The following is a 23,301-nucleotide window of genomic DNA, read 5'->3' on the forward strand; positions in this document are numbered from 1 at the left end:
CTTCCAGACACTCAGTCCTAATTCTTCTTCGCGATCTCGACGGCGTAGACGTGACCGGGACCCCACATGTTGGAGCGGAAGACCAGCCACTTGCCGTCGGGTGTGAAGCTGGCATTGGGCTCCGAGCGGTAGTTGTGCGGGTTGAGATCGACCAGCTTTTCGGGCTCGAAGGCGCCGGCCTGGATCAGGTTGGCGGCATTGTCCGCGTGGATGCCGGCAACATCCGGGATCATGTGCGGCTTGAGCAGATAGATATATTTGCCGTCGGGCGCGTGGGCAGCCATTTCGGGGTCACCGCCGTCGCTCGAGAAGACCGAACCGTCGGGTGACGAATTGAAGTGCACGCCCCAGGCGTTGCGGTCGAGATGGTACCAGGTGCGCTTGCCCGTCGCGATCTCATAGCCCGCCACCCAGAAGTCCTCGCCGCGCGGGGTTTGCAGGTCGTACCACACGGTCTTGCCGTCGTTGCTCCACCATTCGTGGCCGGCGATTTCCATGTTCATGGTGCGGTTATGCACGGCCTTCGGCGTATCGGGCTTGTCGACGCGGACCAGCCACATGCGGTCGACGATGTGCCAGTTGCCCTCGTGGCAATAGAGCAGCAAGCCCGGATCGGTCGGCGAGAATTGCAGGTGGTTCAGCCAGTCGGTCGAGGCGGTGATCGTCTTCTTCGCGCCCGTCTTGATGTCGATGGTGAAGATCTCCATCGGGATCTTCTGCATCAGGCGGCGGTTGATCTGGATTTCGCGGCCCTCGGCATAGGTCGCCTTGCGGCCGTCGGGCAGGACTTCCTGAGCGGGGTCGGTCATGCCGCCGCCATTGGGGCCGCCCAGCGCGGCGCGCGGGCCTTCGGCAGGACGCTCGGTTTCGCGCGCGCCGGCGAACAGGGTCTCGTCGGCATTGATCGTCGCGACCATGTAGCCGGGATCGAGATCGGCGATCCTGACTGACTTACCCGTATTGATGTCGAAGCTCATGATGACACGCGGGCCTTTACGCGGATCGGCGTCCTTGGGCGCGGCGTCGTGGCCTTGCGTCGCCACGGCCGAGGTCGTGTAGTAAATCGCGCCCGTCTTCTTTCCGACGAACATCAGCGCGACCTTGCCCGGCACAACCAGCTTCGACGTAAACGTCTTGAGGTCCAGCGCCATGATGCCGGAGGGCGACGAATAGGCCATCCACTTGCCGTCAGGCGTGTAGGAATTGACGTTGAAATAGTTGCTGGAACTGCCGGCCTCTTCCGAGATGCGCACGATATGATGGCCGGTCGTCTTGTCGATCCATTCCTTGGGCGGCGTCTGCGTCTGCGACGGCGCGGCCTGCAAGACGGGGATTTCGGCGAAGGCGGGCCCGGCCAGGACGAGGGTCAGGGCGAGAACGGAAACGGCGAGCGATTTCATGGGAGACCTTTCGAACCTGCGGACACGTATTATGGGCTTTCTCCCAGCTTATACGCTCCGATGATCGATGTCCGCCGCTTTCGATAAAAATTGATCAAAATCGCGCAAGCCTCCTCTTCGCTTTGGGAAGAGGAGGCTGACGCCTTATGCCTTCACGGGCGTCGCTACCGTCGCCTGGTATTTTGGCGTTTCGGCCACGGTCACAGCCACCGTCAGCTTCGCTGCCTTCAGGCCTTCCGCCGTCGCGGTGACGACCGCCTGCCCTGCCCCTTCGTGCGAACGGATGACCAGTTGCGCCAGGCCGTGGAACAGCGAGCGTTTATCGGCCACGTCGGCTTCCAGCGAGTTGGGATCGCCATTGCCGGCGCCGAGGCGTTCGGCGCCGTCGACCGCGAAGGTGACCATGTCCATGGCGTCCGGCACGACACGGCCCTTGGCGTCGACCGCCGCGATCGTGATCGGCATGGCGTCGACACCGTCACCGGCAAGCGCCTTGCGGTCTGGCGTCAGTTGAAGGGCCACCGCCTTGCCGGTCGTTTCGACGACATCGTGGCTGACGGCCTTGCCCGCCTTGTAGCCGATGGCTTCGAGGCGGCCGGGCGCATAGGTTACGTCGTAAAAATTCATCTCGTAATAGTCGGCCTTCTGGCGGCCGAGCGACTTGCCGTTGAGCTTCAGCTCGACCTCGTCGGCGTTCGAGCAGACCATGACGCGCACGGGCTTGCCTTCCTTGCCCGCCCAGTTCCAGTGGATGGCGATGCGGGTAACCGGATCCTTCCGCCACTGCGCCTGGTGGATATAGAAGGGCACTTTCTCGAAGCCGCACGAATCCATGATGCCGAACAGCGAGGCATTGGTCGGGAAGTCGTAGGGTGTCGGCTCGCCGCGATAGTCGAAGCCCGTCCACACGAAACCGCCGGCGATCCATTCACGTTCGTGGATGGCCTTCCAGGCGGCGCGATGCGTCTCGCCCCATGGCGCGGGCGATGCGTCGTAACCGCCCTTGATATGGCGTGCCTCGTCATTGGCGTATTCGCCGCGCACCGAGAAGGACGAGGTGTCTTCCGACGAGGTCAGCGGGAAGGTCGGATTGGCCTTGTGGAAGGCGTCGTACTTGTCCTGCTGGTAGTTGAAGCCCGTGACGTCGAGCGTCTGCGAGACGTTGACCGGGTTGAACAGGCCGTTGTTCATGGCGCCCGTCACCGGCCGCGTCGTATCGAGCTGGCGGACGGTGTCGCGCATGCGGCGCACCATCTCATAACCGGCTTCGGAGCCCTGCATCGGCTCCTCGTTGAACACCGACCACAGGACGACGGACGGATGATTGCGGTCGCGGCGCACCATCCACTCCAGCTCGGCCATGTGCTCGGGCGACGGGTTGAAGACGCGGTTCTCGTCCATCACCAGGAAGCCCAGGCGGTCGCAGGCGTCGAGGCATTCTTTCGCCGGCGCGTTGTGCGCAAAACGAATGGCATTGCAGCCCAGGTCCTTGAGGCGGCGCAGGCGGAAATCCCAAAGGGCGTCGGGCACGGCGACGCCGACGCCAGCGTGGTCCTGGTGCAGGCACACGCCCTTGAGCTTCACGGGCTTGTCGTTGAGGAAGAAGCCGTGGTCCGCGTCGAAGCGCTCCGTGCGGAAGCCGCAGGTCGTGGTCACGGCATCGAGCACCGCGTCGCCCTGGCTGACCGTCGTCACGACGCGGTAAAGCTCGGGCGTTTCGTCGCTCCACAGGCGCGGGGTTGCATGGCTGAGCTTGAGCGTGGCCACGGCCTTGCGCAGCGGGGCGATCGCTGCCGTCGTCTCGGCCGATGCTATGCGCTTGTCACCGTCCCACAGCTCGCTCGTCACTTTCACCGCCTGGTCGGCCTTGGCGATCGAATTGAGCGTGACCTCGACCGGAATATCCCAGCCAGAAGCCGACTTGACCGGGTGCGCAAAGACGCCGTCGGTGATGATGTGCGCCGGGCTGCGTTTGACGACATAGGCGTTGCGGTAGAGGCCGGCGCCTTCGTACCACCAGCCCTGCATGGTGTCGGCATCGACGCGCACGACCAGCGAGTTTGTATGTTTGCCGTATTGTACGAACGGCGTGACGTCGAGATAGATCGAGTTATAACCGCTCCAGTTATGCGCGATCAGCGTGCCATTGAACCAGATGGTCGCCAGCGTGCCGATGCCGTCGAACTGGATCTCGATATGCTTGCCGCGATCGGCCTCGTCGAAAACCAGCGTGTTGCGGTACCAGGCGATGCCGCGCGGCCGATAGCCCTGCGAGACGTCGGCGGACTTTACGATCGGCTGTTCCAGCGCGAAGTCGTGCGGCAGGCGGACGCTTGTCCATTTCGAGTCGTCGTATTCCGGCGCCGCTGCCCCCCAGGTCTTGCCCGCCTTGGCGTTCATATAGCTGTCTTCGTGCGTCATGGGCTTCGGCATGGCGATGTCGCCGTCGTGGAAGCGCCAGCCTTTGTTGAGCGACAGGACTTCGCGGCCGGTTTCGGCGGCGAAGGCGGTGCGGATATCGAGGGCCGAGGCGGCGCCCAGGGCTGCCACGCCCATCATCAGTTGGCGGCGATTCATGGTTCTCTCCCAGTTTTCCGGCTTGGCGCCGTCTTGTTTAGTGGACCGGCTTCACGCCGGCTTCAGTAGGCACGACCTCTTTGATCGTGCCGTCGGAATTGTAAGTCAGGCTGTCGATGGCGATTGAGCGCTTGTAATCGCCGCCGCCGGGCAGCAGCTTGTCGTGGTAGAAGAGGTAGGACTTGCCCTTATAGTCCAGGATCGCCTGGTGGTTGGTCGAAATCGGGCGGTAGTCGAGGATGACGCCGCGATAGGCGTAGGGTCCCATCGGCGATTTCGACGTGGCATAGACGATCTGCCCCGGCCAGCCGGTCGAAAAGCTGAAATAGTAGAGGCCGTTGTGCTTCGACAGGAACGGCGCCTCGCCATACTTCTTCTTGGGATCGTCCGTGGGAAAGCCGGTGATGACCAGGTCCTGGATCGGACCGTCGGTATGGATCATGTCGGCCTTCAGCCTGACGATCTTGGGCACGCGCGTGCCGAAGACCAGATAGGCCTGGCCGTCCTTGTCGATCAGCACGGCCGGATCGATCGGCTCGGCGCCGGCATTGGCGTCGCGCGCCTTGTCGATCAGGGCGTCGCCGATGGCGTCGACAAAGGGACCGTCGGGATGGTCCGAGACCGCCACACCGATCTTGTCGCCGCCGACGGGGGCATAGAAATAGTATTTGCCGTTGCGGGTGGCCGCTTCGGGGGCCCAGGCCTTGGCGTCGGGTCGGGCCCATTTGAACACCGTCACCGACAGGAAGGAGCCGGCATCGTCCCAATGCGCCAGGTCTTTCGACACGAACAGCCGCCAGTCGGTCGAATCCCAGTATTTTCCGGAATTGTCCTGGTCGTTGGTGGCATAGAGATAGAATTTTCCGGCAAAGGCATGCGGCGACGGATCGGCGTTGAAGCGCTGGGAAATCGGGTTGCCCGCCAGCGCCGCCGACGACCACGCGGCCGCCGCCAGAACAAGAGCAAATCCCCGGTTGGATTTCTTCGCGCACATGGCTATCGTTTCCTCTGTCAGGCGTTTTTTGGTTCGTTCCGCATAGCTTATCAGGCTTCAAATGTATGACAATAGGACCAATCATCTAAATTAAGTTGTCAGACAATTGACACGCCCGAATGACCGCGTTAGGGCAACAGAGAGTTATCAGGGAGACTTGTACAATGACGCTGCGCCTTATCCAGATCACGTCCCGCGACGGACAACGCCATGTGCTGGCGGCCGACGACGACGGCGCCGCGCGCATCGTCGACGGCGTCTCTTCGACCTATGAGCTGGCGCAGGTCGCGATCAAGGCCGGTATCCCGATCGCCGACGCCATTACCCGCCAGGGCCTGGGCGACAGCGTCGATGTCGCCGAAGCGCTCAGCGAAGGCCGCGTGCTCGCGCCGATCGACCATCCGGATCCTGCTCACCTGCACCTGACCGGCACCGGCCTGACGCACCTCGGCTCCGCCGAAGGCCGCGACAAGATGCACAAGGCCGCGACGCAAGCCGAGGTCCAGACGGACTCGATGCGCATGTTCCTGATGGGCGTGAAGAACGGCAAGCCCGCCGCCGGCGAAGTCGGCGCCCAGCCGGAATGGTTCTACAAGGGCAACGGCAATGTGCTGGTCGGCCCGGGCCAGGACCTGCAATCGCCGGCCTTTGCCGAAGACGGCGGTGAAGAGCCCGAAATGGCCGGCATCTACGTCATTGGCCCGGACGGCACGCCCTTCCGCCTGGGCTTCGCCATCGCCAACGAATTCTCGGACCACGTCGTCGAAAAGCAGAACTATCTGTGGCTGGCCCATTCCAAGCTGCGCCCGGCTTCGCTCGGCGTCGAAATCCTGACCGGCCCCCTGCCCGCCGACGTGCGCGGCACCTCGCGCATCTGGCGCGGCAACGAAGTCCTGTGGGAAAAGCCCTTCATCTCGGGTGAGGACAACATGTCCCACACCTTCGCCAACCTGGAACACCACCACTTCAAGTACGGCCTGTTCCGCCAGCCCGGCGACGTCCACGTTCACTGCTTCGGCACGGCGACGGCCTCGTTCGCCGACGGGGTCAAGACGAAGGACGGCGACGTCTTCGAAATCATCGCCGCGCCGTTCGTCTACGGCCTGAAGAACGTGCTGAAGACCGAGTCCGAGGAAAAGGTCGTCATTCAGGCGCTGTAAGGTTGAAAGGCGGAGATTATATCTCCGGCCTTTTCCCTTCCACCATCCCGAGCCCATCGCTCCAGGATTCAGCTTACTTTTCCGGTCCGCCCAGCCCCGCCGAAATGCGGGCGGCTGCGCGGGCCAGGTGGTCTCGCGCCTCATCGCGGTCGACCGTCTGCGTGCCGTCGATCAGCTTGAGAAACGGCACGGTGAGGGCCGCGGCCAGATGGCCGTCGAAGCCGAAGACCGGATAGCTGATGTCGGTGACGCCCAGCGTCCGCGCGCTGTCCATCATCTCATAGCCTTGCGCGCGCACGGCCTTGAGCTGCGCTTCGGTCTTCGCCGTGACCTTGCCTTCGGGCCCGAAGGCCAGCAGGACGTGCCCCGAGCTGCTTTTTTCCAGCGACAGGCTGGCGCCGATGCGCACCGACAGGCCCGTCGGTCCGGGGCTTTCCTGACGCAGGATAACCAGCCCCTGGTCTTCATTGCGCACCACCAGGTGGCAGGACTGCCCAATGCGTTGGGCAAGATCATGCATGACGGGCGAGGCCACGACAGACAGCTCCTCGGCCGGCGTGGCGCGGAACGCGAGGTCGAGCACTTTCGGCGTCACGCGGAAACGGTCGCCCGGCCCCTTGCGCAGCCAGGCGCGGCGCTCCATCACCATGATGACGCGGAAGATTTCGCTGATCGACAGGCTCAGGCGCGACGCGATTTCGCTGATGGTCAGGCCATGCGGCGTGTCGGCCAGCAACTCGATGACATTGAAGCCTTTTTCCAGCGCCGGCGCCGAATAGACGCGGCGGGGACCGGCAGTGTCTTCATTCGTTGAATCGTCGGTTTCGATGTCCTGGGCCATGCTTCTGGGTATGCGTTCAGGACGCTGTTGGCAACTTAAAAACTGCCGATGGCCTTGAGGACCGAGCCAGGGTCGGCCATCAGTTCGGGCACCACGCGCGGCAGGTCTTCCATGGCGAAGGCGTGGGTCTGCAGGGCGGCTGTGGGAATAGCGCCATCACGGATCAAATCGATGACCAGCTGGAAGTCGTGGCGTGTGGCGTTACGGCTGCCGATCAGTGTCATTTCGCGCTTGTGAAATTCAGGATCGGCGAAAGAGATCGTGTCCTTGACCACGCTGACCAGGACGTAGCGGCCGCCATGGGCGACGCGCGCGAAGCCCTGTTCGATGGCTCGCGCGTTGCCGGTCGCGTCGAACACGGCGTCGCACCCCTCTCCGTTCGTCCGGCCCGTCAGCCAGTCTTCGAGACCGTCCCCGACCAGAGCCGTGTGTTCGAGGCCGATGGCCTTGCGGGCATAGTCGAGCCGGCCGGCATTGGTGTCTATCAGGCTGACCTCGGCGCCCGCCAGTTGCGCGAAGAGCGCCGTGGCGACGCCAATGGGACCCGCGCCGACCACCAGAACGCGCTCGTCCTCGACGACATGGCCGCGGCGCACGGCGTGGGCGCCGATCGACAGGAATTCCACCATGGCGGCCTGGTCAGGTGTCAGCCCCGGCACGGGGACGACCGCCTTTTCGGGCACCGACACGAACTCGGTCATGCCGCCGTCGACATGGACGCCCATGACACGGATATTGACGCAGGCATTGGGCTTGTTCTTGCGGCAGGCTACGCAGTGTCCGCACGGCAGATAGGGGTTGATCGTCACCAGCTCGCCGACCGTCAGGCGCGAGCCCGTATCTGTTTCGACGATCTCGCCCGCCAGCTCATGACCCATGACGCGTGGATAGCTGAGAAACGGCTGGTTGCCGGAGAAAATGTGAAAGTCGGTGCCGCACAGGCCGACGCGCCGGATGCGGATCAGCGCCTCGCCGGGCTTACGTTCAGGGCGCGGCTGGTTGCCCAGTTGAAGCGAAAACGGCTTCTCGCAGACGAGGGTCTTCACGCGCATATCTCCGTGCCAATAACTTTCTTATGTGAAAGTTATTGGCACATGAGAAAGATTGCAAGGGTAAAAGCAATTATCGTATCGGCAACATGCGATAATGACCAATGCCCCATTCGCTGCCGCCGGCGTGGCCCCACAGGCCCGCCGTCGCCATGAAGAACAGCCGCCAGCGCTTGCGCCACAGCTCTGCGTCCTTGCCGTAGACCTGACCCAGGATAGGCATGATGCGGTCGTACCGGTCGTCGAAATTATCGAGCCAGTCGAGCGCCGTGCGGCGATAATTGGCGCCGGACCAGCGCCATTCGGCCTCAACGGCAAACAGGTCCGGAAAGCGGTGCGCCAGGTCGTGGGCCGGCATGATGCCGCCGGTGAAGAAGTACTTGCCGATCCAGTCGTCGGCGTCATGCCTGAAGCGGTAGGACCGGGACTTGTGCGTAAAGACGTGCAGGAACAGCCGGCCATCGGATTTAAGCCACCCGCGCACGCGTTCCAGCAGGCCGCGCCAGTTCGACATATGCTCGAACATCTCGACCGACACGACGCGGTCGAAGCGCTCCTCGGCCATGAAGTCGTTCATGTCGGCGGTAACGACCGTTAGGTTCCTGAGCCCTCGCCGCTCGGCCTGGGCGACGATATGGGCGCGCTGCGAATGCGAATTCGACACCGAGACGATGCGGGCATTGCGGTAGCGTTCGGCCATGTAGAGCGACAACGACCCCCAGCCGCAGCCGAGCTCGAGAATCGCCTGCCCGTCGGCCAGGCCCGCATGGACGCAGGTTTCGTCGAGCGCATAGATCTCGGCCTGATCGAGCGTCGTGTCGTCACTGGGATAGAGGCAGCACGAATATTTGCGCCGGTCCCCGAGGATCAGGGCGAAGAATTCCGGCGGAAGTTCGTAATGCTGGGCATTGGCCGCGTCGGTGTGGGCGGCGATCGGATAGTCGGCCATGGCGGCGGCAAAGGCCGCTTCATCGGATGGCGCCAGCCGGTCGAGCTGGCGGCGCGTCTGCCCGCACAAAAGGTCGATGGCGAACAGGGTCAGGCCGTCTGGCAGCGGGGCGCGTTCAGCGAGCGTCGTCGCAAGGTTCATCGTGAAGCTTCCTTATGCGGAGGACCGGGAAAAAAGGCGTTGACGCGCGCGCGGTAGGCTTCGAAGGCCGCGCCGCGGCTTTTCAGCATATGCGCTTCCAACGGCGGAACACCTGAGACGTGGACCAGCAGGACGTACATGAGTACCGGCGCGGCCAGCGCCGCCCAGCCCCATGGCCAGGACGGATCGATGGCCACCACCGCCCAGGCGCACCAGCCAAGCCATTCGAAGAAGTAGTTGGGGTGCCGTGACCAGGCCCACAGGCCGATGTCGCAGACGGCCTTCTTGCCTTTATTGGCCTTGGCAAAGCGCGCCAGCTGCGCATCGGCCGAGGCTTCACCCGCCACGGCGACGACCAGCAGGACGACGCCCAGAAAATCGCCCGTCGCCGGAAACGGCCCCGGCCGGACAGCGGCCAAACGTACTGCCAGCACCAGGATCAGGGCAGCGGCGGCCTGGATCTGCAAAAAGACAAAAAGATAGGCGGGAAACAGACTGCCCCATTGCCGGGCAAGATCGGCGTAGCGCGGATCGTCTTCGCCACCTTTCGTGCGCGCGGCGATATGGCCGGCCAGTCTCAGGGACCACAGGGCGATCAATATACCCACGGCGATGCGGCGTCCGGTAACGGCGCCGGATTCAGGCCAGGCCGAGGCCAGCACGCCACCGGCGCCGACGGCCAGGGACCAGACCGTGTCGACCCAGCCGCTTTTCCCCGTCAGGCGCTGGATGACCCAGGCCAGCGTCATGAACGCGCTGAGACCGACCGCGATGGTGATGACGAACACTGGCTCCATGCCGGTCTCCCGAAAGCGTGTTTCCGGGAGTGTCTACGGCGCCAGGGGCGTGGCGGTTCACCCGCGATCCAATTTTGTGGAGCAGACGTAGACGGTCAGGGGCCTGACGGAGACCGACCATGATCATATACCTGGCTGTAGCCGCCATGGCGACTGCCGACACCTCAGCCCTGCAGGGCGAATGGGCGCGTGGCGACGGCAAGGCCCGCGTCCGCATGGCGCCCTGCGGTCCGGATTTTTGCGCCATCAACACCTGGATCAAGCCGGGCGTGCGTGACGAAAAGGTCGACGACAAACTGGTCATGACGCTGAGCCATGGCGGGGCGATGCGCTGGACGGGCAAGGCCTACGATCCGCAGCGCAAGCTGACCTACCGCATCACTATCACCGCCACCGCCCGCAGCATGACGACCACAGGCTGCGTCCTGGGCGGCCTGATCTGCAAGCATATGGACTGGACCCGCCTCGACTGAAACAGATCGGGCCATGCCGCGTCTTACGCAGCATGGCCCGGCCCGCCCCCGGCGTTTTTGGTAAAACGCCTATTGTTTCGGCGCCGGCTGCAGCAGGGCTTCGGCCTTCGCCTTTTCGTCCGGTGTCAGCTTGCCTTCCAGTTCCTTCGCCGCGGCGCCGCCCTTTTCAAGGCCCATTTGATCGGCCAGACGGAACCAGACATAGGCCGTGACCATGTCCTTCGCACCGCCTTCGCCGTTCACCAGCATGACGCCCAGGTTGAACATGGCGTCGGCATTGCCGCCCTTGGCCGCAGCAAGGAACCATTTGCGCGCGGTGACCAGATCCTTGCCGACCATCTCGCCGGTGTAGAAGTACAGGCCCAGGGCGTTCTGGGCATCGGGTTGCCCTTTCAGCGCGGCTTCCTTGTAGTAGACGATGGCTTTCTGCGGATCGGCCGGCAGGGTGTCGCCCAGGTCGTGCATGCGGCCGATGGCGTAGAGTGCGTTGGCATAGCCGCGCTTGGCCGCCTGATACAGCCAGTCGGCGGCGGTCTTCTTGTCCTGCGCCACACCGTCGCCGCCATTGTACAGGATGACGCCCAGCTCGTATTCCGACGGCGCGTAGCCGACGATGCCGGCCTTCTTGAAATAGGTCACCGCCTTGGGCAGGCTCTTTTCGCCGGCATAGCCGTTTTCATAGATCTGGCCAACGATGTGGCTGGCCGGCACGAAGCCGAAGTCGTCGGCCTTCAGGTACCAGTGCTTGGCATCCGCGGGGCTGCGCTTGATGTGGTAACCGGCGACATAGATCTTGGCCAGCGTCATGGCGGCGTCGATGCGGGAGTTCATGTAGTCCGGATCGTCCGGATTGAAGCGGACGGCCATCTTCGGATCGAACGGCGCCTCCGTGGCCTTCTTCAGCCACGCAATGCCCTTGTCCATGTCACGCGGCGTGCCGAGACCGGCCACATACATCTTGCCTTCCATCAGGGCGGCCACGTCGTAGCCCATCTTGTCGTAGGACGCCTTGAACAGGGCCAGGGCCTTGGGGAAGTCCTTAGCGTCGAAGGCATTATAGGCATCGGTCAGCGAATGGTCGTGCTGCGCGATATAAGAGCGGCCGGCGGCGAAAGCCTGGTCGGCAGGTCCGCAGCTCGCGGCGCCGGGGGTCTGCGACGGCGGCGGACTGCCCGGTTCTCCAACGCCGTCGGGCGTATTGGTGCTGCCCTCCCGGGAAGCGTCGCCGTAGGGCGAATTGTTGCGGATGGTCTTCGACGCCGGGGAATTGTTCGTCGGGTCGTTGCCGCTGATGTCGCTCGGCGCCGACTGCTCTTCCATCTGATTGGCGTCGTCGCCGTAGAAGTCCGTCAGATAGTCCTGCACGGCCTGGTCGTTGGCGGAGTTCGTCGTATCCATGAAGCCGCAGGACGACGCCGATTGCGTGCCGATCACTGTGCTGTTGGGCGCGCGGCGCGTATTGCGCTTGCTGAAGATGGTGACGGTTCCCGACGTCTGGTCGGATGCCGAGGCGCCCGGGTCCGGCTGCGCCGGCGCGGCGGCCGGGCTCGACGACTGCGACTGGCCCGGCGTCGCCTGGCCATTGGTCTGCGCCACGGCAACGGATGCCGCGAGCGCCAGAATGACACCCAGCGCCGCACCGGTTGCGCCAAGACGTTTTAACTGGAACATCGGTTCCCCCTGATTGCGTTTTCGAAATTGCGTGTTTGGCCCGACATAATTCAGTGTTCACGAAAGTCGGAAACCGTCAATTGACTTTGTTCACCGATGATTGTTTGTAATCAATTTCATTCAAAACACGGTGCGGGTATGCCACATGGTGGCCGAATTTTTTGATCGAAAATGATCAAATTTCAAACCTGACACGACGGAACCAGCCAGGCTGATCGTATAACGGCGCATACCAGGGAGAATGAGATATGAAATTCATCGCAATGGCCGCCAGTGCGGCGGTTCTCGCCTGGACCGGCGCGGCCTCCGCCGAAACCCGCACGCTCGACGCCGGCTGGCTGTTCGCCAAAGGCGACATCGCGGGCGCGGAAACGCCGGCCTTTATCGATTCGGCCTGGCAAAGGATCGACCTGCCCCATGACTGGGAAATTGCCGGTCCGTTCGACCAGACGGCGCCCGCGACCGGTTCCGGCGCCTGGCTGCCGACCGGGGTCGCGTGGTACCGCAAGCATCTTGCCCTCTCCCCTTCGGATGCCGGCAAGCGCATCTTCATCGAGTTCGACGGCGTAATGGAACGGTCGGGCGTCTGGATCAACGGCATGCACCTCGGCTATCGCCCGAGCGGCTATGCCAGCTTTCGTTATGAGCTGACGCCGTTCCTCAAGGCCGGCGACAATGTGATTTCCGTGCGCGCGGATACCTCGTCGCAGCCAGCATCGCGCTGGTATGCCGGCGGCGGCATCTACCGTCACGTCCGGCTGATGACCACGGGCGATATCCATGCCGACACCTATGGCAATGCCGTGACCACACAGGTCGGCGCCGGTACGGCCGCCGTCCATATAGAAAGCAGCGTCGTCAACCAGGGCAAGGCCGATCGCACGGCTCATCTCGAAGTCGAAGTCGTTGGCCCCGACGGCAAGACCCTGACCACGATCAAGGCCGGCGCCCTGGCCCTGCCGGCCGGCCGCACGACGACGCTCACCGCCGACGGCACGCTGGTCAATCCGCGCCTATGGAGTCTCGACGATCCGGCGCTGAATACAGCCCGAATCAAGGTCGTCGCCGATAATGGTGAAGTGCTGGACGACAACACCGTCACCTTCGGCGTGCGCGACATGCAGTTCAAGGCCGATAGCGGGTTCTGGCTCAACGGCCGCAACATCAAGCTCAAGGGCGTCGCCATCCACGCCGACGGCGGGGCCTTCGGCATGGCCGTGCCGCTCGATGTCTATGCGCGCCGCTTGGCGACCCTGAAAAGCCTGGGCGTCAACGCCATCCGCACGGCGCACCACCCCTTCAGTCCGGAATTCCTCGACCTTTGCGACCGTATGGGTTTTGTCGTGATGGGCGAAGCCTTCGACCAGTGGACGGTCGCCAAGAATCCGCAAGACTACCACCTCTTCTTCACCGACTGGTCGTCGATGGACGCGCGCGACTTCGTCAGGCGCGACCGCAACCACCCGTCAATAGCCATCTGGTCGATGGGCAACGAAATCCACGACACCCCTTACCCGCTGGTCGCCAAATCGATCATCGCGCGGCTGAAGGATGTCTTCCATGCCGAAGACCCATCGCGCCCGGTGACCATGGCCCTGTTCCGCCCCAACACCACGCATGACTACGACAACGGCCTTGCCGACATGCTCGACGTCGTCGGCCAGAACTATCGCGAGACCGAACTGGCCAAGGCGCACGCCGACAAACCCGAGCGCAAGATCATCGGCACCGAGAATTCCAAAAACCGGGACTCGTGGCTGGTGGTGCGCGACAACCCCGCCTATGCCGGCATGTTCCTGTGGACCGGCGCCGACTATCTGGGTGAGGCCGACCGCGCGGGCTGGCCGTTCATCTCGAACCCGTCGGGCCTGATCGACCGCGACGACGTCATCAAGCCGATCGGCGCCGAGCGCGCCTCATGGTGGTCGGACGCCCCCGTCATCGCCATCGCGCGCCGCGTCACGGCGGTCATCGACACGTCGGAACTGCCGACCATGACGGGCGTCGCCATGCCTCAGCCCAAGGGGCCGGGCGTGCTGGCCGACTGGACGCCGGATAATCTTTCGCCGCACACGGAAAAAGTCGAAATCTATTCCAACGCGCCGCAGGCCGAGCTGTTCCTGAACGGCAAGAGCCTGGGCAAGAAACCGCGCAATGCCGACGACAGCGCGCGCACCTGGGACGTCGCCTTCGCGCCAGGCACGGTCAAGGCGGTCGGCTACGACGCGTCCGGCAAGGCCATTTCCGAGACCACCTTGCAGACCGCCGGTGCCCCCGCCGCCATTCGCCTGACGGCGGAGAGCAAGACGCTGCAGCCCGGCTTCGACCATATCGGCTTTGTCCGCGCCGAGGTCGTCGATGCCAAGGGTGTGGTCGTGCCGAACGCCGCCGTACCGTTGTCGATCAAGGTCTCCGGCGCCGGCAGCCTCGCCGCCGCCGATAATGGCTCACCGACAGACCACACGGCCTTTGCCTCACCCGAACGCACGACCTGGCAAGGTCATGCGCTGATCATGGTCCGCGCCACGCGCACGTCCGGCGCCATCACCGTCGACGCTTCGGCACCCGGCCTCAAGGCCGGCGCCGCCACCCTTACCGCCAAACCGTGAGCCCGATCATGTCCCGTCATTTCCTCGCCGCCACGCTGTCGCTGGCCTGTCTCGTTTCGGCCCCCGCCTTCGCCCAGGCCGGCAAGGTCTATCCGTCCGAAAAACGCGTCATGACCGACGCCGTCACCGGCCGCCAGCTGATCCTTCTGACCAACGGCACGGTCAGCGACGCCAAGATGTATCCGACCGACCAGCAATGGGCCTTCGACGGCAAGCATATCGTCTTTCGCTCGGGCTCGCGCGCCGGCGACGGCAAGGGCGAGATCTTCGCCATCGACGAAGCGTCCGGCACGATCGTGCAACTGACCGACGGACCGGGCGTCTACCTGACCTCGATCATGGTGTCGCGCCAGGCCAACGAGGTCTTTTATCTGCGCAAGGCCGCCGACAATCGCCTGAGCCTGTACCGCATCGCGCTGACGCCGCTTCTGGCCGATGCCGAGGCCGGAAAGGTGTCGCCGAAGGGGTATGAGACCCTGGTCGCCACCCTGCCCCAGGGCTTTATCCTGGCCGGCGGCTTCACCCTCGATTCCGACGGCACGACGGCCTATGTCGGCTTCGACCAGATCGAGGCGCCGCCGCGCCCGCAGGGCCAGCCCGTGCCGCAGGTGCCGGGCGGCCTCCTGGCCGTCGACCTGAAAACCGGCGCGACCCGCACCGTCGTCAAGACCGATTTCCGTGTCGGCCACGTCCAGGCCAATCCGTTCAAGCCCGGCGAAATCCTCTATTGCAACGAAACCGGCGGCGACGCGCCGCAGCGCATGTGGATCGTCAATGCGGACGGCTCCAATAACCGGCCCGTCTTCCCGGAAGCCGCGACCGACTGGGTAACGCACGAACAGTTCGCCGACGCCGACCACGTCATCTTCAACCTGATGGGCCATACCGCAAGCCTACGCGAACGCCCGACCGGCATCATGGTGGTGGATCTGCGCGACGGCACGGTCGAGAACCTGGGCCAGGTCCCGGTCAAGAGCGTCGTCGGTAGCGACCGCACCGGCCCCAACAGCTTCTGGCACAACGGCGTCACCTATGACGGCCGCTTCGCCGCGGGCGACGACTTCGATGGCGATGTCTGGCTGATCGACCGCAGAAGCGGCGCGCACACCCTGCTGACCACGGGCCACGTCATGAAGCCCGACCATGCGCACCCCAGCTTCAGCCCCGACGGCACGCGCCTGTTGATCCAGTCGGGCCTCTTGACCCAGGGCAAGAAACTGTCGCTGATCATAATTCCCCTGAACTAGAAGAATCATCATGCTCGACCAAATCAGCGGCAAGGCCGTTCTCGTCACCGGCGCCAGCTCCGGCATCGGCGCGGCCGTCGCACGCGCCTTCGCGGACCTCGGCGCCCGCGTCGCCATCCACTACCATTCGAACGAAGACGGCGCGCAAGGCGTCGCCGACGAAATTTCGGCGGCCGGCGGCGAGGCCGTACTGGTCCGCGCCGACCTGACCGACCCCACGACCGCCAGGGGCATGGTCGAAGAGGCCGTGCACAGGCTCGGCAAGCTCGACATCCTGGTCAACAATGCGGGCTCGCTGTGCGGCCGCAAGCCGTTCATGGAGATCGACGACGACCTCTACGACGCCGTGATGAACCTCAATGTCCGTTCGGTGATCAACGCGTCGCAGGCCGCCGTGCCGCACATCGAAGCGGCAGGCGGCGGGTCGATCATCAATGTCGGCTCGATTGCCGGCAATGACGGCGGCGGGCCGGGCTCAGGCCACTATGCCTGCGCCAAGGCCTATATCCACAACCTGACGCGGCACATGGCGCGCGACCTGGCCAAACGCAATATCCGCGTCAACGCCATCGCGCCAGGCGTGATCGGTACGCCTTTCCACGCCCAGACCCCGGCCGATCGCATGGAAGCCATGAAGAACTCGGTCCACCTCGGCCGTATCGGCACGCCCGAGGATTGCGCGGGCCCGGTCGTCTTCCTGGCTTCGGACATGGCCCGTTACATCACCGGCCAGATCCTGCACGTCAACGGCGGGCAGTTGATGCCGGCTTGATTTGATCGATTTAGATCATTTTTGATCGTTTTTGTTTGACAGTTAGCATGGTTGCTGTAGTAATCGGTTGCAAGGGCCGTCTGACATCGACCCTTCCCTTTTCCTGCCGGGGCCGTTGCGCTACCGTCCTGTGACGGCCCCAATGATTCCGTTCCCCTTCCTCCCTGTGGGAACATATTGGGCCGTTTTGCGCACAGCAAAACGGCCTCTTTTTTGGAGAAGCGGATATGCGACCAGCCCTTGTCGCCCTTGTCGTTGCGGCCGGCGCCGCGACCGCCCTGCCCGCCGCCGCCTGCACGGTCGACAAGGCGCCCTACGGCCAGCTGTCGTCGGGCCAGGCGGTCGACGCCTGGACGATCCACGGGCCGAAAATGAACGTCACCGTGCTCAGCCTCGGCGGCATCCTCAAGGACATCGAGGTGCCCGACCGCAAGGGCGTGATGGGCAATGTGATCCGCAACCTCAATTCGCTCGCCGCTTATGAAGGCCGGGCCAACTTCTCCAGCCTGATCGGCCGTTACGCCAACCGCATTTCCGGCGGCGGTTTTACGCTTGAGGGACAGCGCGTCGATCTCGACAAGCCCGATGTCGTGGTCAGCCACGGCGGGGCAAAGGGCTTCGGCACGCGCATCTGGACGGTGACGCCGGCCAAATGCGGCCTCGACCTTTCGCTTGTCAGCCCCGATGGCGACAACGGCTTCCCGGGCGAAGTCCACGTCACGGTGCGTTATCGCGTTTCCGCGGGCAGGCTGACGCTCGACTATTCGGCGACGACCACCAGGCCGACCGTCGTCGCGCTCACCCACCACGCCTATTTCAACCTGTCGGGTCAGGACAATGTCTACGACCAGACCTTGCAGATCAACGCCGGCAAGTACCTGGTCACCGATCCCCACCGCGTCCCGACAGGCGAGATCCTGCCGCTCGACGGCACGCCGATGGACCTGCGCAAGGCCAGGCCGATCCATGATGTCGTCACCTCCGACCATCCGTCGGTGATCGCCGCCAAGGGTCTGGACCATACGTTTGTGCTGACGGGCAAGGGCATGAAGACGGCCGCCGTCCTGAGCGATCCCTCGACCGGCCGCAAGCTGACCGTCAGCACGACCGAACCGGGTCTGGTCGTCTATACGGCGGGCGGGTTCAACGGCTCGCTGACCGGCGCCGACGGCCGGCCGCTCGGCGCCGGCGCAGGCGTGGCGCTGGAAGCCCAGCACTTCCCGGACAGTCCGAACCACGCGGACTTCCCGTCGACCGAGCTCAAGCCCGGCCAGATGCTGCGGGCGACCACGGTGTTTGCCTTCTCAGCGAAATAGCTTTTCGTTCAACCAGGCCTCGGCCAGGGCCGGCCAGGCGCGATGCGTTCCCGACGTATCGCGCAGGGCAAAGCCGTGCGGCGCCTGCGCGAAAATGTGCGCGTCGAGATCGAGCTTCAGGTCGCGCGCCGTCTTGATGAAGTTTAAAGCGTGCTCGACCGGCACAGCCGTGTCGTGCAGCGCATAAGCCAGGAAGACCGGACAGGACGGCACGCCGTGCGCTTCGGCGGCGATACCGATCGGCCAGTCGTTGTAGAAGGCCTGCTTTTCAGGTGGCGGAAAGTCGGGCTTGCCGGCCGGCGCCTTGTAATCCCTGTGGTTGGCGTTGACCGGCGCGTAGGCGATGATCGCAGCCTTGATGTCGGCCTCGGCCTGGCAGGCGATCGTCCCGGCCAGGTGTCCGCCCGACGACAGGCCGACCGCGACGCGCGGCAGGTCCGCCGGAATATGCGCGAACGCCGACATGGCGTCCGTCAGCGCGATAGCCTTGGGATTGCCGTTGCCCGGCAGGCGGTGGACCAGGACATAGGCGTTATAGCCCAGCCCGTTCAGCCATTGCGCGACGTCATTGCCTTCGCGATCATGGACAAGCTGCACATATCCGCCGCCGCCACAAACGATCGCCGCCCCTTTCGGCGCGGCGATCTCGAAGGCGTGGAGTTCGGCGCGATTTACGGCCGTGAACACCCGGTCCGGCCAGTCGCCGGACAGCGCGTTGTCCGCGCCGTCCGACAATTGAATGACCCGGGTGGGTTCGGGCTTAGTCAAGCGTCACCACGACGACCGACTTGGCCGGCAGGGTGATGCTGAGCTTGCCGCCGGCCAGCTTGGCGCCCTTGAAGGCGGCCGGCGCGACGACCGGGGCTTTGCCGATATCGTTATAGGCGTCCATCTTGTCGGCGGTCAGGATCTGTCCCGACACCGACCTGGCCTTGAGCGTGCCCAGGTCGACCGACAGGGCGACGTCGTCGTTCGGGTCCATATTGGCCAGGCCGATATAGATCTTGCCGTCCTTGCCCTTTGCCGCCGAGGCGTTGAAGGCGGGGATCGTCTTGTCGCCCATGGTGAAGGTCGGCGCCGTAATGTCGAGCGGCAGGTAGGTCGCGTCCTGGAACGGCACGTACATCTTGAAGGCGTAGTAGGTCGGCGTCAGCGCGATCTTGTCGTCCTTGGTCAGGATCATGGCCTGCAGGACGTTGATCGTCTGGGCCACAGCCGTCAGGCGGACGCGGTCGGCGTGGTGGTGGAAGATGTTGAAATTGACCGCCGCCAGCACGCCATCGCGCAGGGTATTGTTCTGGTAGAGGTGGCCCGGGATCGTGCCCGGCTCGACATCGTACCAGGTGCCCCATTCGTCGACGAACAGGCCGACCCGCTTCTTGGGATCGTACTGGTCCATGACCGCCGAATGCTTGGTGATCAGGTCTTCCATCTTCAGCGTATTGGCGAAGGTGTCGGTCCAGGCCTGGGCAGTGAAGCCGGTCGCCGCGCCCTTCTTGTCCCAGTTGCCGGTCGGCAGGGTATAGTAGTGCAGCGAAAGCGCGTCGATATTATGCGACGCATTCTTCATGACCACGTCGGTCCAGTTGGTGTCGCCGGCATTGGCGCCCGACGCGATGCGCACGGTCGGGTTTTCAGCCGACCGGTGATAGAAGCCGGTATAGCGGCGCAGTTCGTTGGAATAGAATTCCGGCGTCATATTGCCGCCGCAGCCCCAGGCCTCGTTGCCGAAGCCGATGAAGGGCGTCTTCCACGGCTTGTCGCGGCCATTCTTGCGGCGCTCATTGGCCAGGGTGTCCTGGTCGCCCGACGTCATGTATTCGATCCATTCGCGCATCTCGGTCGGGTTGGACGAGCCGACATTGATCGACAGGTAAGGATCGGCGCCGACCTGTTCGGCGAAGTCCATGAATTCGTGCGTGCCGAAGGCGTTGGTCTCGGGCGAGCCGGCCCACCAGTTGTTCTTGCGCTGCGGGCGCTGGTCGCGCGGGCCGATGCCGTCGCGCCAGTGGTATTCGTCGGCGAAACAGCCGCCCGGCCAGCGGATGACCGGTACGTGGATGTCCTTCAGCGCGTTGACCACGTCGGTGCGGATGCCGCGGACATTGGGAATCTTGGAATCCGGGCCAACCCAGACGCCGTCATAGATGCCGCGGCCGAGGTGTTCCGAAAACTGGCCGTAGATATAGCGGCTGATCTGCGGACCCGGCTGGTCGGCCTTCAGCGCACCTTGCGCGGTCAGGGTGCCGGCGTTGACGGACGCGGTGGCGGCAAGCAGAAGCGCACTTGCGGCTACGGCAAGGGTTTTAAGCATCAAAAAATCCCCATAGGTGATATTGTCTGACTATTTCACCTAGGCCTTAACGTATTTTGCGCCGTATGTCTCCACCGTATCGCCGATCAATTGCAGATTTTCGATGGCGGCCAGCCCCCATTGCGCCGCGCCGTTGGTGGAAATCTGCGGGTCTTCGTCCGTGACGTGCAGGACGGCAGGGCCGTCGACGCGCTTCGTCTGCGTGCTGAGCGCCGGCGGGAAACGCCCCTCGCCTTGCAGGAATTCGCTCCAGGCCCGGTCGGCCAGCTTCGGGTCCTTCAGCTCGCGCGCCGCATAGGCTGTGTAGCGCGAATGGGCGTCGCGCAAGCTTCGGTCCTTGGGAGCGACGCCCAGGAAAGCCGTGATCTCTGCGGCTGGCGCGCCGTAATATTTGCAGTAGTCGAGCCAGACCTTCTTGTAGGCCGGGACGTCGACCAGGGTCAGCAATTCCTGATGGACCTCCATGACGCCGAAGACGCCGTTGAGGTGCGAGACGTCGATCTTGTCGCCGGCGCCGACGAACTTGCCCGTCTTCAGATCGTACGGCGCGCCGCCGCAGAACCAGCCGTATTTCAGGGTCGCGATCGAGTTCATGCCGTTAAGGATGCGGTCGCGCCAGTAGGTATTGCCGGTGCGCTCCCATTCGGTCAGCCAGGCGGCAAGGAACGAGCCCCAGCTGGTGCCGAAACTGCAATCGACGGTGCCGGGGATCTTGGCGCGGATGCCGATGCCGCTGCCGCCTTCGGACGACACCTTGCGTTCGATGAAGACCGAGGTAAGCGTCTCGTCCGACCGGTTAAGGTCACGCATCAGGTCGCCGGTCCGTTCGTCCGCCGTCAGGTAATAGTAGAAGCGGCGGAAGGCAGCGTTCGACACGCGCGGCTGCTTGGACGAGTCGAGCCAGGGCTGGACGCCATGGCGCGTGCCGAAGCCCTTAAACTTGCCGAGGTGATAGACCTCGACCTCGCCGGTCTGCCGCGTCATCGCCTCGGCCATGCGGAAGACGTCGGCGCGGCCCGAGCGCAAATAGCCGTACCAGAACATCATGTCGGACTGGAGTTCGGAATTGTCCCAGGCGAAGCCGCCGACGTCGTAGCGCCAGACATGGCGGTCGGCGTCGTAGGTGTGCATGACGTTGCCGTAGGTCCAGAAGCCGTACCAGCGGTGCGTCTCGATCTGCTTGAGGTAATAGTCGAGCTGGTAGCTGATGCGGTTCTCGATGAGGGCGCGCGTCGGTGTCGACGTATCCGGCAGGCTCCAGTCACCGAAGACGCCGGCAAGGTGCAGGCGTTCGGGCGAGACGGTCAGCAATGGCGGCTTTGCGACATTGCGCGCCATGGCGGCGAAGCGCGCGCGCTCGGGCGTGGCGTCCAGCGCCCACAGGGTCAGCTCGGTCGTGCGCGCGATGCCGTAGGGCGTATTCCAGCCGGGCTCGAAATCCTCGTAGGTAATGTCGAGGCCCTGGTTCTGCTTCTCATAGGTGTCCATGCCCCAGTCGGGACGGTAGGAGCGCATATCCATGGCCGGCGCATCGGGCGACCACAGCCAGGCGGTGACCTTGGCCTGATCGCTTGCCGCACCGCGGACATCGAGGCGCGACGGTGAGCGCTGCCAGAAGTCCTTCATGCCCAGCGCCACGCCGCCCGAGGCGCCGCCGGCATAGACCAGGCCGGAGGCGCGGTGCTCCGTCACCGACTGAATCCACCCTTGGCCAGGAAGCGTGCGCTTGGTGATGCTATAGCCGTCCGGATTGGGCTGCGACAGGGTGAAGTCGCTCCACGCCGGGATCCACTGGATTTCCGATGCGAACGGCCCTTTCAGCGATGCCGGGTCGACGGCCTTGCCGGCGATCTGCGCGTCCTTGGCGGGCTTGCCGGGATCGCGGCGCAGGCCGGTCAGGGTGCGCACCGCCTCGCCCCACACGCCGTCGTCTTGGCCGGAAAAGCGGATATGGCGGTTATAGAGCTCGTCGTGCATCGGTACGGCGGCGTTGACCGACAGGCCGCGGATGAAGTCCTTGTGCTCGTCGCCGTCGAAGATGAAGGTGTGGACGATGCGCACCGAGGGTGCACCGGCATAGACGTAGAGGCGCACCGAAAACGGCAGCCACTGGCGGCCTTGGCCCGCATGCTGGCCGTCGAGCTTGATGACGGCGCGCACCGGCCCCGACTGCTCGACAGTGGCCGTGGCGACGACGCCGTCGTAGGCGGTTTGCGTTACGGTCGCGGATTCCTCAAGCGTGGCGGCGTCCTGGGCCAGGGCGCCGAGCGTCACCGCGCCCATGACCGGCTTGCCGCCATTGGTCGCCTGGCTGATCAGCGCCTTGCCGGATTTGGGGATGGTCCATACGACCGCGCCGTTGGTGACGACGATATCGGCGCCGGACTGATCGACCTTGAGCGTGGCCACGCCGGGATTGTCCTTGCCGGAGGTCAACGCAAACGACTTGGCCGTGGCGGGTGCCGCGCCGACGGCGTGCGCCGACCATTTCAGCGACCCGTCCGGCCAGTAGGCCAGCGGCCAGGACTGCGTGGGCAGGTCGCCGATGGCAAAGCCTGTTTTGGCCGAAACCGCGCCGCGCGGCCACGGCACGCCGAAGGTCGCGCCTTCGAACAGCTCCGGCGCGGTGCCATCGAGCCAGATGGCGTCCGTGCCCGGCGTGGCTGGCGCAGGCTTTGCCAGGGCCGGCGCCGCGGCAGCCATGCCGGCGACGGCGGCCGTGCCGAGCAGCAGCGTACGGCGCGAGAGAATGGCGGGTTCGGATTGGCGCATGGCGCTCCCCTGGATTTCTGATGTCAGGACTTCAACGAACCGCAACAGGCGATCCGGCGGCACTTCGATCGATTTCAGTCATTTTTGCGCAAAATCGCATTTCCTGCAAGCACGCGACGGACTTTCATTTCAGTCGCGTTGAAGAGTCGATGGTGACGTTCGCGTCACCTTTTCGCGCAGTCGTTTTTCCTCCGCTCGCGAATCCTTGCCCGGCGCCCG

Annotated in this window: 17 protein-coding genes; 6 read left to right on the plus strand and 11 right to left on the minus strand. The window is 64.3% G+C overall.

Annotated elements, in window-relative coordinates:
* Positions 1 to 17: 17 nt before the first annotated feature.
* From AB8717_RS21220 to AB8717_RS21230, 3 genes are all read right to left on the minus strand, one after another.
* Positions 18 to 1,400 carry an oligogalacturonate lyase family protein gene (locus AB8717_RS21220; protein WP_443751032.1) on the minus strand — a complete coding sequence of 461 codons (1,383 nt, stop codon included), beginning with the start codon at positions 1,398 to 1,400 and terminating at the stop codon, positions 18 to 20.
* Positions 1,401 to 1,544: 144 nt separating this feature from the next.
* A complete protein-coding gene (gene galA / locus AB8717_RS21225; protein ID WP_443751033.1) occupies positions 1,545 to 3,977 on the minus strand; it encodes a beta-galactosidase GalA in 2,433 nt (810 codons plus the stop codon).
* 37 nt (positions 3,978 to 4,014) lie between these two features.
* Positions 4,015 to 4,971: a family 43 glycosylhydrolase gene (locus AB8717_RS21230; RefSeq protein ID WP_443751034.1), complete on the minus strand. Its 957-nt coding sequence runs from the start codon at positions 4,969 to 4,971 to the stop codon at positions 4,015 to 4,017.
* 164 nt (positions 4,972 to 5,135) lie between these two features.
* Between AB8717_RS21230 and araD1 the strand changes: the two genes are divergently transcribed.
* Positions 5,136 to 6,131: an AraD1 family protein gene (gene araD1, locus AB8717_RS21235; RefSeq protein ID WP_443751035.1), complete on the plus strand. Its 996-nt coding sequence runs from the start codon at positions 5,136 to 5,138 to the stop codon at positions 6,129 to 6,131.
* 73 nt (positions 6,132 to 6,204) lie between these two features.
* Here the strand turns inward: araD1 and AB8717_RS21240 are convergent, their stop codons facing one another.
* The 4 genes from AB8717_RS21240 to AB8717_RS21255 all read right to left on the minus strand — a co-directional run bounded on the left by AB8717_RS21240 (position 6,205) and on the right by AB8717_RS21255 (position 9,908).
* Positions 6,205 to 6,972: an IclR family transcriptional regulator gene (locus AB8717_RS21240; protein WP_443751036.1), complete on the minus strand. Its 768-nt coding sequence runs from the start codon at positions 6,970 to 6,972 to the stop codon at positions 6,205 to 6,207.
* A gap of 35 nt (positions 6,973 to 7,007) precedes the next feature.
* Positions 7,008 to 8,018, minus strand: a complete 1,011-nt coding sequence (locus AB8717_RS21245) for a zinc-binding alcohol dehydrogenase family protein (RefSeq protein ID WP_443751037.1) — start codon at positions 8,016 to 8,018, stop codon at positions 7,008 to 7,010.
* A 76-nt stretch (positions 8,019 to 8,094) separates the two neighbouring features.
* Positions 8,095 to 9,111, minus strand: coding sequence for an SAM-dependent methyltransferase (locus tag AB8717_RS21250; RefSeq protein WP_443751038.1), 1,017 nt, complete (start codon positions 9,109 to 9,111; stop codon positions 8,095 to 8,097).
* Positions 9,108 to 9,908, minus strand: a complete 801-nt coding sequence (locus AB8717_RS21255) for a DUF1295 domain-containing protein (protein WP_443751039.1) — start codon at positions 9,906 to 9,908, stop codon at positions 9,108 to 9,110. Before AB8717_RS21255 ends, AB8717_RS21250 begins: the two co-directional genes overlap by 4 nt.
* Positions 9,909 to 10,027: 119 nt before the next feature.
* Here AB8717_RS21255 and AB8717_RS21260 point away from each other — a divergent pair, with 119 nt between their 5' ends.
* Complete coding sequence (locus AB8717_RS21260) at positions 10,028 to 10,381, plus strand: DUF2147 domain-containing protein (protein WP_443751040.1); 354 nt, start codon at positions 10,028 to 10,030, stop codon at positions 10,379 to 10,381.
* A gap of 69 nt (positions 10,382 to 10,450) precedes the next feature.
* Here the strand turns inward: AB8717_RS21260 and AB8717_RS21265 are convergent, their stop codons facing one another.
* Positions 10,451 to 12,052 (minus strand): hypothetical protein, encoded by a 1,602-nt coding sequence (locus tag AB8717_RS21265; RefSeq protein WP_443751041.1) that lies wholly within the window; start codon positions 12,050 to 12,052, stop codon positions 10,451 to 10,453.
* A gap of 248 nt (positions 12,053 to 12,300) precedes the next feature.
* Between AB8717_RS21265 and AB8717_RS21270 the strand changes: the two genes are divergently transcribed.
* From AB8717_RS21270 to AB8717_RS21285, 4 genes are all read left to right on the plus strand, one after another.
* Entirely contained in the window at positions 12,301 to 14,661 is a 2,361-nt protein-coding gene (locus AB8717_RS21270) for a glycoside hydrolase family 2 protein (protein ID WP_443751042.1), read from the plus strand.
* Positions 14,662 to 14,669: 8 nt separating this feature from the next.
* Positions 14,670 to 15,908, plus strand: coding sequence for an oligogalacturonate lyase family protein (locus AB8717_RS21275; protein ID WP_443751043.1), 1,239 nt, complete (start codon positions 14,670 to 14,672; stop codon positions 15,906 to 15,908).
* Between the two features lie 10 nt (positions 15,909 to 15,918).
* Positions 15,919 to 16,680, plus strand: a complete 762-nt coding sequence (locus AB8717_RS21280) for an SDR family NAD(P)-dependent oxidoreductase (protein ID WP_443751044.1) — start codon at positions 15,919 to 15,921, stop codon at positions 16,678 to 16,680.
* A 227-nt stretch (positions 16,681 to 16,907) separates the two neighbouring features.
* Complete coding sequence (locus AB8717_RS21285; protein ID WP_443751045.1) at positions 16,908 to 17,996, plus strand: aldose epimerase family protein; 1,089 nt, start codon at positions 16,908 to 16,910, stop codon at positions 17,994 to 17,996.
* Here the strand turns inward: AB8717_RS21285 and AB8717_RS21290 are convergent.
* The 3 genes from AB8717_RS21290 to AB8717_RS21300 are packed head-to-tail and all read right to left on the minus strand — an operon-like array spanning position 17,985 to position 23,082.
* Complete coding sequence (locus AB8717_RS21290) at positions 17,985 to 18,764, minus strand: alpha/beta hydrolase family protein (RefSeq protein ID WP_443751046.1); 780 nt, start codon at positions 18,762 to 18,764, stop codon at positions 17,985 to 17,987. The two genes, AB8717_RS21285 and AB8717_RS21290, sit on opposite strands and share 12 nt — an antisense overlap.
* Complete coding sequence (locus AB8717_RS21295) at positions 18,757 to 20,310, minus strand: alpha-N-arabinofuranosidase (protein ID WP_443751047.1); 1,554 nt, start codon at positions 20,308 to 20,310, stop codon at positions 18,757 to 18,759. The genes AB8717_RS21290 and AB8717_RS21295 overlap by 8 nt, the downstream gene beginning before the upstream one ends.
* A gap of 39 nt (positions 20,311 to 20,349) precedes the next feature.
* A complete protein-coding gene (locus AB8717_RS21300) occupies positions 20,350 to 23,082 on the minus strand; it encodes an exo-rhamnogalacturonan lyase family protein (RefSeq protein WP_443751048.1) in 2,733 nt (910 codons plus the stop codon).
* Between the last annotated feature and the right edge of the window lie 219 nt (positions 23,083 to 23,301).

Source organism: Asticcacaulis solisilvae, assembly GCF_052327315.1.
Taxonomy (GTDB): domain Bacteria; phylum Pseudomonadota; class Alphaproteobacteria; order Caulobacterales; family Caulobacteraceae; genus Asticcacaulis; species Asticcacaulis solisilvae_B.

What these genes read in the sequence shown, in the direction of transcription:
- AB8717_RS21220 (WP_443751032.1), bottom strand. Translation starts at nt 1,400, where the DNA reads ATGAAATCGCTCGCCGTTTCCGTTCTCGCCCTGACCCTCGTCCTGGCC.
- galA (WP_443751033.1), bottom strand. Translation starts at nt 3,977, where the DNA reads ATGAATCGCCGCCAACTGATGATGGGCGTGGCAGCCCTGGGCGCCGCC.
- AB8717_RS21230 (WP_443751034.1), bottom strand. Translation starts at nt 4,971, where the DNA reads ATGTGCGCGAAGAAATCCAACCGGGGATTTGCTCTTGTTCTGGCGGCG.
- araD1 (WP_443751035.1), top strand. Translation starts at nt 5,136, where the DNA reads ATGACGCTGCGCCTTATCCAGATCACGTCCCGCGACGGACAACGCCAT.
- AB8717_RS21240 (WP_443751036.1), bottom strand. Translation starts at nt 6,972, where the DNA reads ATGGCCCAGGACATCGAAACCGACGATTCAACGAATGAAGACACTGCC.
- AB8717_RS21250 (WP_443751038.1), bottom strand. Translation starts at nt 9,111, where the DNA reads ATGAACCTTGCGACGACGCTCGCTGAACGCGCCCCGCTGCCAGACGGC.
- AB8717_RS21255 (WP_443751039.1), bottom strand. Translation starts at nt 9,908, where the DNA reads ATGGAGCCAGTGTTCGTCATCACCATCGCGGTCGGTCTCAGCGCGTTC.
- AB8717_RS21260 (WP_443751040.1), top strand. Translation starts at nt 10,028, where the DNA reads ATGATCATATACCTGGCTGTAGCCGCCATGGCGACTGCCGACACCTCA.
- AB8717_RS21265 (WP_443751041.1), bottom strand. Translation starts at nt 12,052, where the DNA reads ATGTTCCAGTTAAAACGTCTTGGCGCAACCGGTGCGGCGCTGGGTGTC.
- AB8717_RS21270 (WP_443751042.1), top strand. Translation starts at nt 12,301, where the DNA reads ATGAAATTCATCGCAATGGCCGCCAGTGCGGCGGTTCTCGCCTGGACC.
- AB8717_RS21275 (WP_443751043.1), top strand. Translation starts at nt 14,670, where the DNA reads ATGTCCCGTCATTTCCTCGCCGCCACGCTGTCGCTGGCCTGTCTCGTT.
- AB8717_RS21280 (WP_443751044.1), top strand. Translation starts at nt 15,919, where the DNA reads ATGCTCGACCAAATCAGCGGCAAGGCCGTTCTCGTCACCGGCGCCAGC.
- AB8717_RS21285 (WP_443751045.1), top strand. Translation starts at nt 16,908, where the DNA reads ATGCGACCAGCCCTTGTCGCCCTTGTCGTTGCGGCCGGCGCCGCGACC.
- AB8717_RS21295 (WP_443751047.1), bottom strand. Translation starts at nt 20,310, where the DNA reads ATGCTTAAAACCCTTGCCGTAGCCGCAAGTGCGCTTCTGCTTGCCGCC.
- AB8717_RS21300 (WP_443751048.1), bottom strand. Translation starts at nt 23,082, where the DNA reads ATGCGCCAATCCGAACCCGCCATTCTCTCGCGCCGTACGCTGCTGCTC.